The following is a 16006-nucleotide window of genomic DNA, read 5'->3' as shown; positions in this document are numbered from 1 at the left end:
GCAGTTCCGGCCGGTCAAGGTGCTCAACGCCTTCCGGCATCACGGCGAGCGGCGGACGACGGACCTCACGCACTCGACCGGTCAGATTCCGGTGTGCTCAACGCCTTCCGGCATCACGGCGAGCGGCGGGGGCGCTCGTTCGAGACCATCCGCTACCCGTTCTGTCAGGTGTGCTCAACGCCTTCCGGCATCACGGCGAGCGGCGGCTTTTCCTGCTGGCTAACGATGGTTTCCAGTCGCTGTGCTCAACGCCTTCCGGCATCACAGCGAGCGGCGGCCTACGGGCGATGCCGGCGCAGTCAGGGCCGGCCCATAGTGCTCAACGCCTTCCGGCATCACGGCGAGCGGCGGGAAGTGGGAGGCCCTCTCGGGGATGATGGACGACAAGTGCTCAACGCCTTCCGGCATCACGGCGAGCGGCGGAGCACCTCCTCCAGTAGCAGCCGCACGCGCAGGGCCCGGTGCTCAACGCCTTCCGGCATCACGGCGAGCGGCGGTACCGGAGGGAGCACATGACGAGACTGGATGCCGGTGCTCAACGCCTTCCGGCATCACTGCGAGCGGCGGCCGCACAGCGAGCGGGAAATCAGCATCGACCAAGTCCTGTGCTCAACGCCTTCCGGCATCACGGCGAGCGGCGGTTTCTCAAGGGAGAGCAGTGCACGAAGAAGCATTCGTGCTCAACGCCTTCCGGCATCACGGCGAGCGGCGGCAACGCCTTTGAGTGGATGATGAATCAGAGGCTAAAGTGCTCAACGCCTTCCGGCATCACGGCGAGCGGCGGGGCGAGGCCGCCGTTGGCCTCTACCCAATACACAAGAAGTGCTCAACGCCTTCCGGCATCGCGGCGAGCGGCGGCAACGTCACGCCGACCCTGCTCTCGAACGCCAAGCGGTGCTCAACGCCTTCCGGCATCACGGCGAGCGGCGGGTTGTGGCTGCTGTTTGGCATTTGGATCAACAGGACGGTGCTCAACGCCTTCCGGCATCACGGCGAGCGGCGGTGCTCGACCTCGGTGCCTCGCTGGCCGAGGGGGCACTGTGCTCAACGCCTTCCGGCATCACGGCGAGCGGCGGGCGATACCCGATACATGACGTGCAACAACACCGAGTGCTCAACGCCTTCCGGCATCACGGCGAGCGGCGGTGGGCGTGAGCTTCCCGGAGGTGGACAACTTCTTGTGCTCAACGCCTTCCGGCATCACGGCGAGCGGCGGGTTGCCCCGCTCGAACATGGGGCAGTTCATCGGCATGTGCTCAACGCCTTCCGGCATCACGGCGAGCGGCGGAGGCCGGGGAGATTCCCCTCTGGGCTCGCCACGGGGAGTGCTCAACGCCTTCCGGCATCACGGCGAGCGGCGGTCATGAGCGCCGGCAGTGCCCCCTATCCCGCCTGGGCGTGCTCAACGCCTTCCGGCATCACGGCGAGCGGCGGCTGGCGGATGCGGCCCAGGCGATGGACCAGAAGGAGTGCTCAACGCCTTGCGGCATCACGGCGAGCGGCGGACTGCGACTTCGGAGAGGTGCTGGGCAAGCACTCGTGCTCAACGCCTTGCGGCATCACGGCGAGCGGCGGAGCCGCCCTGGAATCCCAAACGATTCCGCCCTCTTACCACCCCCGTTTTCAAGCACCCCCCACCCTGTCCACGAACTCCAACGCCAACGCGACATCCCACATCACCCAACCCATTGAAATCCCTCACCCACTCCCCATTCAAGCACCTATTCACCTGTCAAAGAGCCCCCCCGCGTCACCCCACGGCTTTTCACCCAGCTCAAGCTCCGCGGCCCTCGCCACGCCGAGGTGCTTGAATGTCCAATCCCACACATCGTTCGCCCGCACGCTCCTTCGCCCCACCCCGCACCATCACCACCTCCACTCAGCGAAGTTCCTCACGCCCACCCCGAAAACCCATGACAGCACCGCGCCCTACAGACAGGACCACGCCACCCCCTTCAAGACAGACACCTCCAACAACAATCACACCCCCTCCCCAAGGCGCACGGCCCCTCACCCCGTCTGCACCGTGAGCACGGGCACATACCGTCCATCCAGCGCGAGTTCATGCACCACCACGGGCCCCACGGCGTTGAGCCGCTGTCCCAGGAACAAGGCACACGTCGAAGGCGCGTAGAGCAAGAGGTGCGTCGTCCGCACCCGGTACTGGCTCCGCGCGCGACGGATGAGCTCCCGAGCCTGCACGGCGAACGCCACCGCGTCCCCCGCCGAGCGCACTGCCCCATCCCCCGTCCCCTCCTCCGGCTCCAGCACCAGCACCGCGCGGTGAACCCCCGGGTGCTCGACCTCGAAGCGCTCCCGCTCCGCCCCCGCGTCCCCCGTGAGCTGGAACACCACGAGCAACGCCTGCCCCTCCGGCGCCCCCTCGCGCTCCACGGCGCGCAGCCTCCGCTCCGAGGCCCCCACGTCCGAGCGCCACAGGAACGTCTCCCCCCGCGTGAACTGCTCGGCCCGGAATCGGAAGCCCGCTGCCTCCGAGAACTGCGAGCCCACCGCCAGCGACACGCTCAGCGGCACCTTCCCCCGGACATCCACCAGCGCCCCCTCCGCCCGCTCCATCAGCCGCTTCCGAGCCGCCCGAAGCTCCGGCCACAGCCGCTCACTCCACACCGCCTCCTCCGGATGACGCCGCGTGTCCCGCTCGAAGCACCCCGTCCAATCCAGCTCCTCGGTCGGCGGCGGCCCCTCCCACCTGCGCCGCGCCCACCCATGCACCCACAGGCTCACCGTGGGCCCCTCCTCCCGCGGCGCGAACAGCTCCCGGGCCCGCAGGAACGCCACAAGCGACTCGCGCGTCACCCGCTTCACCTCCCCCGAGCGCTCCACCCATTCGCGCATCCCATCGAGCACGATGGCCCTCGGGTTCACGCCCTGCCGCAACCCGAGCCCGTCCATGCGCCAGTCGACCTGCTCCTCCAGGTCCCGGATGCTCGCGAACCCCAACCGCAAGCGCAGGTCCCCGAGGAACGACGCCAGCTCCTCCGGCGTCGTCTCGCACCGCTCGGCCCACCGCGAGCCCCCCTCTCCGAACGCACCAGGCCGAGACTCCGAGAAGAACGCCGGCGCCAGCGAGTGGTCCCGGCCCACCAGGTAGCGCCCGAGCCGCTCCTCCGCCCCCCAGTTGCTCACGAGCCACACCTCCACGGGCCCTCGGGCACGCAGCGCACGCCAGCTCGTGAAGAGCTTGTGCAACAGCGGGCGTCCCTTCCCGCGCTGCACCTCCGTGAGTGAGTCCAGCGAGTACACCTCACGGTGGTCCACGTGCCACTTCACCTGCACGAAGCGGCTCGCCACGCCCGAGCCCTCCCGCGCGTGCAGCGTCACGTCGTCCGCGGAGCCCGCCTCGGGATGCTCCAGATAGCCGTGCTCGAAGGGACACTTTGCGTCGAGCAGCCGGAGCAGTTCGTGCCAGGCGTACAGGTACTGATACCGGTCTCCCTCGAGCCGGGATGCGCTCTGTTCTCCCATGGCGGGCCGCGCTCCCTCAGCGGGACTGAGCCAGCTCGCGATGACGGTTGAAGAACTCCTCGAAGAGCCGCCGCATCCCGTCCTGCGCGTCCTCGCGCGGTTGCTCGCCCCATCGGCTGAGCGCCTCGAGTACGCGCTTCACCCAGCGACGATCCGGGTCTCGCACCAGCTTGCGCTGGAAGTAAACCCCCGTGATGAGCTCGTCATTCAGGTCCACGTCGAGCAGGTCCACCCGCTGCTGCGAGTACGTCTCGAACGGGTCCGGCGACGTCTTCAGGCCGGCGATCTCCACCGTCGCGCGCTCCAGCTTCGGCGCGGGGCCTCGCGCAGCGGTCAACTTCAGCGCGCTGAGCCGGCACACCTGGAACATCCAGATGAGGTAGCGGCGCAGCCGTCGTTCGGAGAGCGTCCGGATGGGCGTCTCCGGCTCGAACATGCGCAGGCTCTCCATCGCGTTCCAGATGATGCGCTCCATCGTCTGGGTCTCGCCGTCGTCCGCCACCGTCCCCTCCTGCTTCGACTTACGCCACGCCAAGGCCACCTCGATTGCGATGGCGTCCGCGTCGAAGTCCGCCGCCTCCAGCACGAAGCCCGTGCGCCCGCTCCCGCTGAACGTGTACGAGGTCAGCCCGCCCTGCTGGACGTGGAAGACCTCGTGGACCATGTACAGCCGGACGCACTCCTTCCAGTCCTCGCTGCCCACGCGGTCCTTCAGCTCCTTGAGGGCCAGCAACATCCCCACGTCGAAGCCCCACTTGCCCTCGAAGTGACGGTAGATCTCGATGGGTCCGGTCGACGGCGCATCCTCGACGGAGCCGCTCACGAAGTGCGTCCGGTCCTGCTCGCTCAGCTCCGACAGGAGGTCCTGCTGCGCGGGCTCGGACAACCAGGACACCAACTCCTGGTGGACCTTCCGCAGCTCGCCGAGGACCTTCGCCGCCACCGCGAACTGCGCGGTCGTGTACTCCACCGCCAGGGGCGCGGCGCGTCCGGCCTTCATCTCCTGGACGAGCAGGTACTGCCTCCGGTCCGCGTCGTAGTGGTGGAGCCACAGCGGGAGCTGCGTGTTCACGTTCACCGCCGTGCCCAGCGCGGCGGCGAAGCTCCCCGGGCAGTCCATCGCCAGCAGCATCGACGTCGCGCCGCCCAGCCGCTCGTGCAAATCCCCGAGCACACCGCGAAGCTGCTCCGCCGCGCGCGACACCTCCGCGGGGCTCTGGATGGCCGCCGGCCCAGGCCCACGCACCGGGCGCACGCGGACCTCGGCCAGGAGGTTCGCGCCATGCTTCCTGCGGAACGCCTCCAGCGCCTGGTCGCCGATGGCGCGAGTCACCTCCACGACGAGCGCCACCACGCCCGAGCCGCCCTGCTTCGCCTTCGGCAGCCCCTCCACCTCGAGGAAGTCCTCGGACGCGGCGGCCATCGTCCGGTCGAAGCCGAGCGACCACTCGCCGCTCCCGGACTGCTGGTACACCCGGAGGCGACGTCGGGGCAGGCACGAAGCCAGGTGGAGCATCAGCTCCAGCGGCGCGCAGCCGAAGAGGTACACCGGCAGGTGGTCCAGCCCCAGCTCCTTCTCCTTGCCGATGAGCGCGCTCGCGAACCGCTCGTTCTCGAGGAAGGCCCCCGCCCACTCCTCCCCCCGCAGCGAGCGCACACTGAGCCTCTCGTCGTACGGATGGAGCACCGCGCTGGCCACGTCGCGATAACCCTCCAGCCCCTCACGCGTCAGCGTCTGGCGTGCCGCGTCCTCGATGACGGGCCGGTCGTGCTCGTAACGAAGGATGAGCGCCTCGGTCCTGCGATTGATGGACAGCTCCACGTTCGACATGTGCGCACCTCGGTTGACGTCGTCCACCGAGGAAGACGCCAACGCGAAGTGGACCCCTCGCGAGCCCGCTCATTTTCCCACGAGGAGCTCAAGGGCCGCGCTTGCGGTAGACGGGCCCGAACAGCGTCGAGAGGCGCTGGTGCGCCTGCTCCGGGTTCGACGTGCGCTCCTGCGAAGCGAGGCGCACCTCCCGGATGGCGTTCTGGAACAGGTTGCGAGCGGCCTCCTTCTGTCCCTGCGTCATCCGAGCATCCACCGCGACGCCCAGCTTCGCCGGGTCACGGCAGGTCTGCATGACGCGCTCCGACAGGTGCCGGAACAAGGCTTCGAGTCGCTCCAGCAGCGTCCCCTCGGGCGGCGACGCAAACGCCGAGTAGCACATCGCCTCCAGGTGGAAGGAGCGCAGCGGACTGTTGTCCCGAGCTCGGTTCCACTGCTTCACCAGCTTGATGAGGGGATTGAGTCGACCTCTCGCGGCCTGGTCCGCCTGGGCACAGGCGGCCTGGTGTTCCTTCGGGTTCGTCTGAATCCAGGCGCCCGTGTCCCGCTGGGGAATGAGATAGCCCCCGGGTCCTCGCGTGTAGGCCGGCACGATGTCGACGCTGATTCCCGAGGAGAAGTCGATGCGCAGGGAGTGTCTCTGCAGGGCCGGCGAGTCGCGTCCCGGCCACTCCGCCTCGAAGACCTGCCGCACCTCACCCAGCAACGCGTCAGGCTCCCGTTGCCCCCTCGGTTGGCGGTCGGCGTCGAACACGACGAACACATCCACGTCGTGCAAGGGACGCAGCGCCGTCCCCCGGCTGTACGAGCCCGACAGGAACACCTCCGACAGTGGCAGCCGCCGAATCAGCACTTCGCGCACGACCTCGTGCTGCCGCGTCACGTTGTCACGCTCGGCGCGAGTCAACTCCTGCTCCTCGACGAGCCTTTGCATCGCCTGCTCCACGGTCCACATGTCGCACCTCTCCCACGCGGGAAATCCGTTCCGGAAGAGAGGACGCCAGACCGGGCTCAGCCCCTCGCGAGCGAGTCCAAGGTCCTCGCCACGTCGACCATCTCGGGCCGCTGCCCCGGCTTCTTCGCGAGCATGGCTCCGAGCAGGACACGAAGGGGCTCGGGAGCCAATCCCTCCAGGAGAGCCAGCGGCGGGGGCTTGAGCGCATGCAGGAAGAACAACCCCGAACGCTCACTCGCACTGAAAGGAGGCGCGCCCACCAGCAGACGGAAGCCCAGCACCCCCAGCGCATAGACATCCACCTTCGCGTCCACGCCCTTGGGACTGGTCCACTGCTCGGGGGCCATGTACTCCCCCGTCCCCAGCAGCGCATCCCTCGCCGTGGACACGTACAGCGAAGGAGCCTGTGCCCCCTCTCCCGGGATGAGGCGCGCCAGGCCCAGGTCGGTGAGACGGACCTCCAGTGCGGCAGGTCCGGAACAAGCCATGAGGACGTTCTCGGGCTTCAGGTCTCGATGGATGACGCCCTTCTCGTGCAGGAAGTGGAGCACCTGCGCGAGCTGGCGCAGCACCTGGACACCTTCCTCCAACGACAGTCGGCCACCTCGCCGCGCGAGGAGCTCATGCAAGCTCACCGGGAGCCACTCCAGGACGAGAAAGGGGGGCCCGTCTTCCGTGGGCGTGCCCATCTCGAGCGCCTTGACCAGATACGGATGGCTCAGCGACAGGAGCGCCTCTGCTTCGTTCTGGAACCTCGCGACCAGCTCCGCCTGAAGGCTCGCGCTCTGGCTCAGGGTCTTCACCGCCACCCAGCCATCCCCATCGAGCGCACGAGCCCGATAGACATCACTCGACCCGCCCACCGCGACGAGGCTGTCGATGACGTAGCGCCCCCACTGCATCCCGTGGAGCGGCATCAGCGCTTCCTGGATGGGTCCAAGGCACGCAGTTGGTCCATCCAGTGGAGCATGCCCCGGAGCTCTTCTTCGCAGTCCGGGTAGCCCTTCACGAAGGCTTCAACCTCCACCGTCTCTCCTGTCTCCAGGCGCCGCAGGTACTTGGAGAAGGCCGCATCCACCTCGTTGCGCTCCGCGGCTGCCTCGGTGGAGAGCGGGTCCTCCAGGACTGGTTCATCCGCCATCCAGGCACGCAAGGCGCGCACCCCACGCCCCATGAGGCTCTCGACCGCCTTGGGCGTCCTGCCCATGTGCTCCGCGATGGCCTTCACCGGGTGCTCATCGAGATGGAACATCTTCAGGGCCTGGTGCTGGTCCGGCTGATGACCTTCCAACCACTGGAAGCCGGAGATGAGGCGTCGCCACTCTTCCTGGAGTGCCGTCACCTGGCTCGGGCTGCGCTCCTGCGCCTTCACGCCGAGGAGTTCTTCTCCATCCAGCGACACCGTCGCCGTCGCGTCGCGCCGCTTCCGGGTGCCATGTCGATAGGTCCCGATGGCCTCGTTCCTCACGATCTGACGGAGCCACGCCCACCACTCCCGCTCCGTGGTCCCCTGGAAATGGTCGAGCTGTTGAAACGCCTTCAGCAGGGAGTCCTGGGTGACGTCCGAAGGACGCGCGCCGACCTTCTCGACCTGGGCACGCTGTTTCTCGGCCCACTGGGACACCTGTCGCAGACAACGGCTCCACAATTCGTCCCGCGCGGCCTTCTCCCCTTCTCGAACCCGCTGCAACAGCGCCTCGAAAGACCACTCCGACAAAGAAGGCTCGGCCATGCGCATCCCCCACGTCACGGTTTGAAACTCTCGCACGCCAGGGCCTTGAAGCGCACGTCCTCCGGGTCGCGCGCAACGAACTCATGGACCAGCGCACACCCCTCCCTGCGCAGTGCCTCCGCCTGGTCAGAATCCCCTCGCCGAAGCGCCAACGCCTCGGCCCCACGCAGGGCTTCCAGGAGCGCCAGGGCGAATCGCTTGCTCGTGGGCTCCCCCCTGACCAGCTCGCGCCCGGAAGTCACCGCGGCCGTGTAGCCCACCGCTGCGTCCGTCCAGCGGCCCTCGTCAGAGGCCAATCTCGCGCTCCAGAGTCGGACCCACTCCAGCATCCACTTGCGGTGATGGTCCCCGGCATGCGTGCTCGCCTCCTGTGCCATGAGCCTCATGGCCTCATCCAATCGAGGGTGCGCGTCCGCCAGGCGCCCCGCCCGTCGCATCACCTCCGCCTGATACGCCAGGCCCTGCGCGTACAGCGCCGCGCCGTAGTCAGGGTCCCGCGTGGAGAACAGCGGGACGGCGCGCTCGATCCAGCGCAGGGCCCCCTCCACATGCCCCTCGGCGAGCTCCAGGTCCGCCAGCTCGCTGAGGCCCACCGCGGAGTCCCGGTCTCCGGAGACCGAGCGAGGCTCAGCAGCACGCTGCGCTTCGAAATACTCGACGGATTGCAGGAAGAGGGCTCGCGCTTCGGACAATCGCCCCGCCGCCAGGTCGACCTTGCCCTGCTTCGATTGATTGAAGGCCCACTGCATGCGGTAACCCTCGTCTCCAAAACCGAGCGCCTCACCTTGGGTCAGGAGGTTCCTTGCTTGGAGGAGGTGCGCACCTGCGACCTGCAGCGTGTCATTCAGGAAGCTCAGGTCGGCCATCCGGTGGGCAAGCTTGATGCGTTGCCAGAGGACCTCTCGCCGCTGCTGCTCCTCCTCGGAGAACCCCTCCAGCGAGTCCGACAAGCCACGTAGCAACGCCCGCCGGACCTCGAGCGTGTTCGCAATCCAGCTCAGCTCCCAGTCCGCGTCGGAGACGATGCCTTCCGCGGAGTTCATGATGCGGTGGAGGTTCTGGTCGGCGCGCTCGCGCTGCTCCCACGCCTGCACCGTCACTCCAAGCATCACGACGACGGCCAATGAAGCCGCGGCCACCAATGCGCGGCCGGTCCACACCCGACGCCGCTCCAACCAGCTCGCGGCCTGGAGAAATGCGTTCGCGCGAGGACTCAGCCGATGGGCACCCCGTCCAGGGGTGCCGACACCGCCCTGGTAGTGCGTCAGCATCGTTCCCCGAGGGAGCCACTCATTCGGCCGCGCGGCCTCTTCCCAGTTCCGTGCGGCGACCTCGACGTCCGCGCGCACCTCCAGCTCTCGCCGCTCCTCCTCCAGCCACGCGACGAGCGAGCGGACCCGCTGCAACAGCGTCTCATGCACCAGGTCCACACGTTGGGACTCGACCTCGGCCCCTCCGGACAGGAGCACCAGTCGAGGTCCGGGCTCACCGCCCGCCACCCCGGACAGCCCGCTCAGGCGAAGCAACGCTTCTTCGGCGAGTGCATCACCTCCCGCCTCCGCCAACACCTCGCTCCTGGGGCGTGGTCTCCGCGTGTCCTGCACGCCACGTCCCACCTGGACCAGGGACAGCAGGATCCACTTCGCACGCTCCCGGCCCTGCTCGCCCAGGCTCGCCAGCAGTTGCTCCGCCTGCTGGGACAGCGCGCCGCCCACGCCTCCCATCCGGTCATAGTGCTCGTGCGTCAGGGGCGCGCCGCCGCTCAAGGTCCACAGTGAGCGCAGCGCATGCCCGAGCAACGGCAGCCCGCCGCCCTCTCCCTTCGCGTCGCGCACCATCCGCTCCGCCAGACCTTCACTGAGCTGCATCCCCGCCTGGCGCGCCATCCCCTCGACGACCTCCTTCAGCGCCGCTTCACCCATCGGCAAGAGCGGGAAGCGCATCGCTTCTTGAAGCTGGTGGGGAAGCCTCGGCAGCTGCTCCAGCCGGTGCAGGAAGTCGCTGCGCAAGCACGTCAGCAGCCGCAGCCGCCCCTCCCCGGACAAGGCAGTGACAAGCAGCCCATCCAGCACCGACTGCTCGGCGCTCCCCGAGGTGAAGAGCTCCTCCAGCGGTTCCACGACCAGCAGCATCAAGCTGTCTTCAGGAACGTTCGTCTGGACGAAGGTCCGCAGGCCCTCGGGCCCGCTTCGCAGCCCTCGCTCCACCGCATCCGCATCCCGCGTGGGGAAGGCCGTCACGAGCGCCTTCGCGAGGCTCCGCACCGGCTCATACGACGGCCTCGCCACGACGACCACCCAGCGCGGCAGCCCTGGCGGCGGTGGCTCACGGAGCCTCGGCAGCACGCCCGCGTGCAGCAGCGAGGACTTGCCCACACCACTCGGCCCTTCCAGCGAGACCCAGCGCCGCCCTCCCGAGCGTGCTTCGTCCAGAGACTCGAGCACCCTGCGCGTCTCCGCCCCGCGCCCGAAGAACAGCTCCGCCTGCGACTCATTGAAGGACGCCAGCCCCGGCACGGGACAGACGTCCTGCTCCTGCGCCCAGGGCCGGAGCAGCATGTCGCGACACCGCGCCATCGTCGGGCGCTCCTCGGGCGACTTCGCGAGCATCGACGCCACGAAGGTCGCGAGCGCCCCCGGAATCGTCGGCGCCAACTGCCCCAGGAAGGGCGGCGGCGTGTTCACGTGCGCGGAGATGACCTCGACCATCTCCTCCGACTCGAAGGGCCGCTGCCCCGCGAGCAACTCGAACAACATCACCCCCAGGGAGTAGACGTCTGCGGAGACCTTCGCCGAGGAGGCACTCCGGAGCTGCTCCGGTGCCGTGTAGTGATAGGTCCCGATGAGCACGTTCTCATGCGTATGGACCTGGGTCGCGGCGACTCCGTCATCACGGTACGGCGGCAGCTTGGCGATGCCGAAGTCCAGCAGCTTGACCCGATATCCCAGGGCCGAGCTCGCGTCAGTGCAGAGGAACACGTTCTCCGGCTTCAGGTCACGGTGGACGATGCCCTTCGCGTGGATCTCCGCCATCACTCGCGCGACCTGCGCGCACAGGGCCAAGGCCGTCTCGCGCGGCACGCGTCCCGAGTGCCTACCCATCCACTTCCGCAGGTCCTGGCCGTCGAGCAACTCCATGACCAGGAACACCTGGTCCGCCTGCTTCTCACAATGAAAGGCTCGCACCACATCCGGGAGGTCGAGCTTCACCAGCGCGCGCCCCTCCTGGAGGAAGCGCGCGACGACCTGCGGCTCCCTCGACGCGTCCCGGGACAGCAGCTTCAGCGCCACCAGTTGTCCGGTGTTCTCGTTGACGGCCTCGAACACCTCACCCATGCCTCCGGAGCCACACTGCCGCAGCAACCGGAACGGACCAACCTGGGACGACGGAGCACGGAGCATGGGATGCGAAAGGATTTACTCCGCCAGGCCTCACCCGAGGAATCCCCCGCGCGGGGGCGGGTCTCTCCCACCCCGTGCGCCCTACTCCTTCACCGCCCCCGCCGTGAGCCCGGACACAATCCTCCGCTGGAACAACACGGTCAGCACCACCAGGGGCAGCGTCGCCACCACGGAGGCCGCGGCAATCTCTCCCCACGGCTCACGGTACTCGCTGGCGAACAGGCTGATGGCCACGGGCACCGTGCGCTTCTCCGGCGTCGTCAGGAACGTCAGCGCGAACAGGAACTCGTTCCACGCGAAGATGAACACCAATATCGCCGTCGTCGCGAGCCCCGGCGCCGCCAGGGGTAACAACACCCGCCGGAACGCCTGGAACGGCGTGCACCCGTCCACCCTCGCCGCCCGATACAGCTCATCCGGCAGCTGCTTGAAGAACGACGTCAGCACCCACAAGGTCAACGGCATCGCGAACGTCGCATAGGGCAACGCCAGCCCCACCAGGCTGTCTCGCAACCCCACCGCGCGCAGGATGAGATACAGCGGGCTCACCGTCGCAATCGGCGGGAACATGCTCACCGCCAGCGCCGCGCTCAACAGCAGCCCCTTCCCCCAGAACTCCAGCTTCGCCAGCGCGAACGCCGCCGCCGAGCCCACCCCCAGGCAGAACGCCGTCGTCAGCGCCGCCACCACCAGCGAGTTCACCACCACCCGCAGGAACGGCCGCCCCCACAGCACGCTCGCGTAGCTCTCCCACGTCAGATGCGACGGCCACGGCCGGGTCAGCTCTCCGTCTGGCCACAGGCTCGTCAGCACCTGCCAGAAGAACGGCCCCAGGAAGAACGTCAGGAACGCCACCACCGCCAGCGCCGTCCCCAACCCCACGCGCTGTCTCATCGCGCCCGCTCCTCGCGCCCCAACAGCCGCAGCCACACCGCCGCCAGCACCACCACGCACAGGAACGTCGCCACCGACAACGTGCTCCCGTACCCGAAGTCCCCCGAGCGCATCAGCGTCTTGTACGCGTAGATGCTCAACGTCTCCGTCGTGTTCGCCGGCCCGCCCTCCGTCAGCACGTAGATGGCGTCGAACACCCGGAACGCATCCAACGAGCGGAACAGCACCGCCAGCAACAGCGCCGGCTTGAGCAACGGCAGCGTTATCGACCGGAAGATTCTCCACGGTGAAGCCCCGTCCACCCGCGCCGCCTTGTACAGGTCCTCCGGAATCCCTTGCAGCCCGGCCAACACCAACAGCGCCACGAAGGGCGTCGTCTTCCACACGTCCACCAGTATCGCCGCGTGCAACGCGTACCCCGGCGCCCCCAGCCAGTTGATGTCCCGTCCGAGCAGCAAGCGATTGATGAGCCCGTAGTCCGGATTGAACATCCACGCCCACAGCCTCGCGCTCACCACGGTGGGAATCGCCCACGGCACCAGCACCGAGGCTCTCAGCAAGCCCCGCCCCGGGAAGGACCTCTGGAGCAGCAGCGCCAGCGGCACCGCGAGCAGCAACTCCACCGTCACCGCCACCGCGGTGAAGTACGCCGTGTTCCCCAGCGCCGCCCAGAACCGCGCGTCACTCAGCAGGTATGCGTAGTTCCCCAGCCCCACGAACCTCCGCTCGCCGAAGACAAGGATGAAGCGGTGCAGGCTCAGCCACACCGCCGCGAGAATCGGGTACAGCGCCACGCCCGCCAGCACCACCACCGCCGGCGCCACCAACCAGTACGCCTGCCGGCGCTCCCGCTCCAGCGAGCCACGCACCGGCTCGCTCATCGCGCCTCCCGCTCGTGCTCACGCAGCAGCCGCATCCGTCCACCCGAGGCACGGCCGCACCGAGCCCACCCCACCGCGAGCCCGCTCATCGCCCCTCCCCCATCAGGTGGTCCACCTGCTTCTGCGCCCGCCCCAAGGCCTCCTCGGGCGTGCGAATCCCCGCCACCGCCGCGGAGAACTCGCTCTGCAACACATCCGAAATCAGGTTGTAGTACGGCGTCACCGGCCGGGGCCGCGCGCGCTCCACCATCTCCCGCAGGCTCGCGATGAACGGTGAGCCCTGTTTCAACCTCGCATCGTCATACACCGCCGCCCTCGGCGGGTTGCGCGCGTAGTGCACCGCCAGCACCAGGTTCGCCTCCGGCGACGTCAGGTGCGCGATGAGCTTCTCCGCGAGCCTCCTGCGCTCCGGTGACACCCTCGCGTTCACCGCGAGCTGATACCCACCCAGCGTCCCAAACCCAGGCTCCCCGCTCACCGTGGGCAGGGGCGCCATGCCCACCTTCCCCCGAATCGGCGAGCCCTCCTTCTGCGCCTCGCTCCACGCATACGGCCAGTTGCGCATGAACACCGCGCGCCCCTCCTGGAACACGCGCCGCGCCTCCTCCTCGCCGAACCCCATCACCGTCTCCGGAGACACCCCGCGCGTCAGCAGCCCGCGCAGATACCCGAGCGCCTCGCGCCCCGCCTCCGTGTCCAACAACACGCGCCCGTCCTCCCCCAACGCCTGCCCACCGTGCCCCCACAGCGCCTCGTACACGTTGCAGCTCAGGCCCTCGTACTGCCGCCCCTGCCACACGAAGCCCTGCACCCCCGGCGCCTTCGCCTTCGCATCCAACGCGAACCGCTCCAACTCCGCGTACGTGCGCGGCGCCCGAGGCACCAAATCCGTCCGGTAGTACAGCACCCCCACGTCCAGGTACCACGGCACCGCGTACGTCCGGCCCTCCACCACCACCGCCTCCACCGGCCCCGGCAGGAACTCCTCGCGCAGCCGCTCGGGCGGGAACGCCTCGGACAGGTCCGCTATCCACCCCGCCCGCGCGAACTCCGGCACCCACACCACGTCCGCCACCAGCACGTCGAAGTCCGCCGCCCCTCCCTCCAACGACGTGAGGAAGAACTGGTGCGCCAGGTCCGACGAGTTCGGCAACGCCTCCGTCACCAACGTCACCCCGGGGTGCGCCTCCTCGAAGCCCGCCAAGAGCTCCCGGAACGGCTCCGGAGGCCCCCACAGCGGCTGGTACTTCAGCACCAGCCGCGCCCCCCGCTCGCGCTCACCCTCCCCGCGCCGACACCCCAGCGTCACGAGGACGAGCCCCAGCACGAGCGAGAAGAAGAACGGGCGAGCCATGGGAACCCGGCATGAGCCCCTCCCGCCCCCCCCACCGTCAACACACCCGCACCGCCCCCGTTCTCACCCGAACACCCCGGCACCACGTAATTCGTGTGCATGTGGAGAAAAACGTCTCCCTGGAACTTCGGGCACACAACTCGGGACGTCTGTTTGCCTTCTGCCCGGGAGCGGGCGTTATTCTTCGGACAGACAGGACCTCTGGGTGGGGGAGCACATGGCGGAGAAGCCTCGGGAGTGGAAGTTCGGCGCGCACCGCGTTCGCATCGAATCAGCCGACATGGCGGTGGCGACCTTCGAAGGCCCCATCACCCTGGACGACGTGAAGCGCACCTCCGAGGTCTACGCGGAGCTGTTCACGATTCTGGGCCCCTACTACATCGTCGCGGAAATCGGCCGCTCCCAAATCGAGGCCGCCGGCCGGCGCTACCTCTCCGAGAACAACAAGAGCGAGTGGTTCAAGGGCTGCGTCTACGTGGGCGCCGACATCGTCCAGAAGACCTTCGGCAAGGCCATCTCGCTCGCCATGCTCTACACAGGCAAGACCAGCTTCGACACCACCTTCGTCGACACCCTCGCGGACGCGCGCACCTGGGTCGACCAGCACCGCGCCCGACAGCAGCGCAAGGCGGGCTGAGACGCGAGGCCCGGCTGTGTGCCGGGCGACACCCCCGCTGTCCCATTCCAGACCCAGGGTCGTCCTCAAGTCGCGGTTTGAAGGCGAAGACTGGATTCTCGCTCCCGTGGGCCACGGGTTGTATGCTTGTGTGGCCAGCTCAGAGGGAGTGCCCATGCAGCAACAGGAATGGAAGTTCGGTGCGCACCAGATTCGCCACGAGCAGCAGGACGTGCTGGTGGCGGTGTTCAGCGGCATGCTGAACCTGGAGGACATGAAGCGGGCCGTTGAAATCTACAGCCAGGTCGCCAAGGCCGGCCCCTACTTCATGATTGCGGACATCGGCAACTCGCAGCTCCAGGCGGAGGCGCGCCGCTACCTGTCCGACAACAGCAAGCCGGAGTGGTTCAAGGGCTGCGTCTACGTGGGCGCGGACATGGTCCAGCAGACCTTCGGCAAGGTCATCTCCCTGGGCATGTTCCTGACCGGCAAGACCGAGTTCAAGACGGAGTTCGTCAAGACGATGGCCGAGGCCCACGCCTGGGTGGAGCAGCAGCGCCGCGCCAACGTCCGCAAGAGCGGCTGAAGCTCGCCGCACCCGCCGTCCGTCTGGCTTTCGTGGCGGCCCCCTCCCCGGGGCCCCCGAGGCCACCCATGGTGACACCGCGGTCGAGCCCGCTCGCGCTCCCCGGCCGTCCCTCCCCCGCCTCCCTTTTCCTCAGAATCCGAGCCGACTTGCGGCCGACGGGACCCGCCAACCGTCTGAAATCCGGCACATTTCAGGAATAGCGCATCTTCCTGCCATGGGTAGAGGCCAGCCAGACTATAAAAATCCTCCCCCACTGGCTTAATAGTC

11 protein-coding genes and 1 CRISPR repeat array (1 of these 12 only partly in view) are annotated in these 16006 nt (G+C 68.2%); of the genes, 2 read left to right on the top strand and 9 right to left on the bottom strand.

Translation table 11 applies throughout. The features are described 5' to 3' along the window. A CRISPR array of direct repeats spans positions 1-1575; the repeat unit is 36 nt; unit sequence GTGCTCAACGCCTTCCGGCATCACGGCGAGCGGCGG (it extends 263 nt beyond the left edge of the window). Between the two features lie 435 nt (positions 1576-2010). The 9 genes from K8640_RS33775 to K8640_RS33735 all read right to left on the bottom strand — a co-directional run bounded on the left by K8640_RS33775 (position 2011) and on the right by K8640_RS33735 (position 14534). Continuing rightward, positions 2011-3486, bottom strand: coding sequence for an SAVED domain-containing protein (locus K8640_RS33775; RefSeq protein WP_223750839.1), 1476 nt, complete (start codon positions 3484-3486; stop codon positions 2011-2013). 16 nt (positions 3487-3502) lie between these two features. After that, the gene (locus K8640_RS33770) at positions 3503-5317 is read right to left on the bottom strand and encodes an SAVED domain-containing protein (RefSeq protein WP_223750838.1); all 1815 of its coding nucleotides are present in this window, start codon (positions 5315-5317) and stop codon (positions 3503-3505) included. A gap of 88 nt (positions 5318-5405) precedes the next feature. Continuing rightward, positions 5406-6272 (bottom strand): CBASS oligonucleotide cyclase, encoded by an 867-nt coding sequence (locus K8640_RS33765; RefSeq protein ID WP_223750837.1) that lies wholly within the window; start codon positions 6270-6272, stop codon positions 5406-5408. Between the two features lie 56 nt (positions 6273-6328). Next, entirely contained in the window at positions 6329-7189 is an 861-nt protein-coding gene (locus K8640_RS33760; RefSeq protein ID WP_223750836.1) for a serine/threonine-protein kinase, read from the bottom strand. Then, positions 7189-8004 carry a sigma-70 family RNA polymerase sigma factor gene (locus tag K8640_RS33755; RefSeq protein ID WP_223750835.1) on the bottom strand — a complete coding sequence of 272 codons (816 nt, stop codon included), beginning with the start codon at positions 8002-8004 and terminating at the stop codon, positions 7189-7191. Before K8640_RS33755 ends, K8640_RS33760 begins: the two co-directional genes overlap by 1 nt. A gap of 14 nt (positions 8005-8018) precedes the next feature. After that, complete coding sequence (locus tag K8640_RS33750) at positions 8019-11405, bottom strand: serine/threonine-protein kinase (protein WP_223750834.1); 3387 nt, start codon at positions 11403-11405, stop codon at positions 8019-8021. Positions 11406-11486: 81 nt separating this feature from the next. Then, the gene (locus tag K8640_RS33745; RefSeq protein ID WP_223750833.1) at positions 11487-12299 is read right to left on the bottom strand and encodes a carbohydrate ABC transporter permease; all 813 of its coding nucleotides are present in this window, start codon (positions 12297-12299) and stop codon (positions 11487-11489) included. After that, positions 12296-13180 (bottom strand): carbohydrate ABC transporter permease, encoded by an 885-nt coding sequence (locus tag K8640_RS33740; protein ID WP_223750832.1) that lies wholly within the window; start codon positions 13178-13180, stop codon positions 12296-12298. The genes K8640_RS33745 and K8640_RS33740 overlap by 4 nt, the downstream gene beginning before the upstream one ends. An 85-nt stretch (positions 13181-13265) precedes the next feature. Continuing rightward, complete coding sequence (locus tag K8640_RS33735; RefSeq protein ID WP_223750831.1) at positions 13266-14534, bottom strand: ABC transporter substrate-binding protein; 1269 nt, start codon at positions 14532-14534, stop codon at positions 13266-13268. Positions 14535-14751: 217 nt separating this feature from the next. Here K8640_RS33735 and K8640_RS33730 point away from each other — a divergent pair, with 217 nt between their 5' ends. Beyond that, positions 14752-15171, top strand: coding sequence for an STAS/SEC14 domain-containing protein (locus K8640_RS33730; protein ID WP_141332792.1), 420 nt, complete (start codon positions 14752-14754; stop codon positions 15169-15171). A 154-nt stretch (positions 15172-15325) separates the two neighbouring features. After that, positions 15326-15736 (top strand): STAS/SEC14 domain-containing protein, encoded by a 411-nt coding sequence (locus K8640_RS33725; protein WP_223750830.1) that lies wholly within the window; start codon positions 15326-15328, stop codon positions 15734-15736. The last annotated feature ends 270 nt before the right edge of the window (positions 15737-16006 follow it).

It is taken from the genome of Myxococcus sp. XM-1-1-1 (assembly GCF_020037095.1).
In the GTDB taxonomy this organism is placed as follows: Bacteria; Myxococcota; Myxococcia; order Myxococcales; family Myxococcaceae; genus Myxococcus; species Myxococcus fulvus.
This window is presented reverse-complemented; position numbering and strand designations above follow the sequence as displayed.

Bases quoted from the DNA above. Each gene is read 5' to 3' on its own strand.
- K8640_RS33735 (WP_223750831.1), bottom strand. From the start codon at position 14,534: ATGGCTCGCCCGTTCTTCTTCTCGCTCGTGCTGGGGCTCGTCCTCGTG.
- K8640_RS33765 (WP_223750837.1), bottom strand. From the start codon at position 6,272: ATGTGGACCGTGGAGCAGGCGATGCAAAGGCTCGTCGAGGAGCAGGAG.
- K8640_RS33755 (WP_223750835.1), bottom strand. From the start codon at position 8,004: ATGGCCGAGCCTTCTTTGTCGGAGTGGTCTTTCGAGGCGCTGTTGCAG.
- K8640_RS33725 (WP_223750830.1), top strand. From the start codon at position 15,326: ATGCAGCAACAGGAATGGAAGTTCGGTGCGCACCAGATTCGCCACGAG.
- K8640_RS33730 (WP_141332792.1), top strand. From the start codon at position 14,752: ATGGCGGAGAAGCCTCGGGAGTGGAAGTTCGGCGCGCACCGCGTTCGC.
- K8640_RS33770 (WP_223750838.1), bottom strand. From the start codon at position 5,317: ATGTCGAACGTGGAGCTGTCCATCAATCGCAGGACCGAGGCGCTCATC.
- K8640_RS33750 (WP_223750834.1), bottom strand. From the start codon at position 11,405: ATGCTCCGTGCTCCGTCGTCCCAGGTTGGTCCGTTCCGGTTGCTGCGG.
- K8640_RS33745 (WP_223750833.1), bottom strand. From the start codon at position 12,299: ATGAGACAGCGCGTGGGGTTGGGGACGGCGCTGGCGGTGGTGGCGTTC.
- K8640_RS33760 (WP_223750836.1), bottom strand. From the start codon at position 7,189: ATGCCGCTCCACGGGATGCAGTGGGGGCGCTACGTCATCGACAGCCTC.
- K8640_RS33740 (WP_223750832.1), bottom strand. From the start codon at position 13,180: ATGAGCGAGCCGGTGCGTGGCTCGCTGGAGCGGGAGCGCCGGCAGGCG.
- K8640_RS33775 (WP_223750839.1), bottom strand. From the start codon at position 3,486: ATGGGAGAACAGAGCGCATCCCGGCTCGAGGGAGACCGGTATCAGTAC.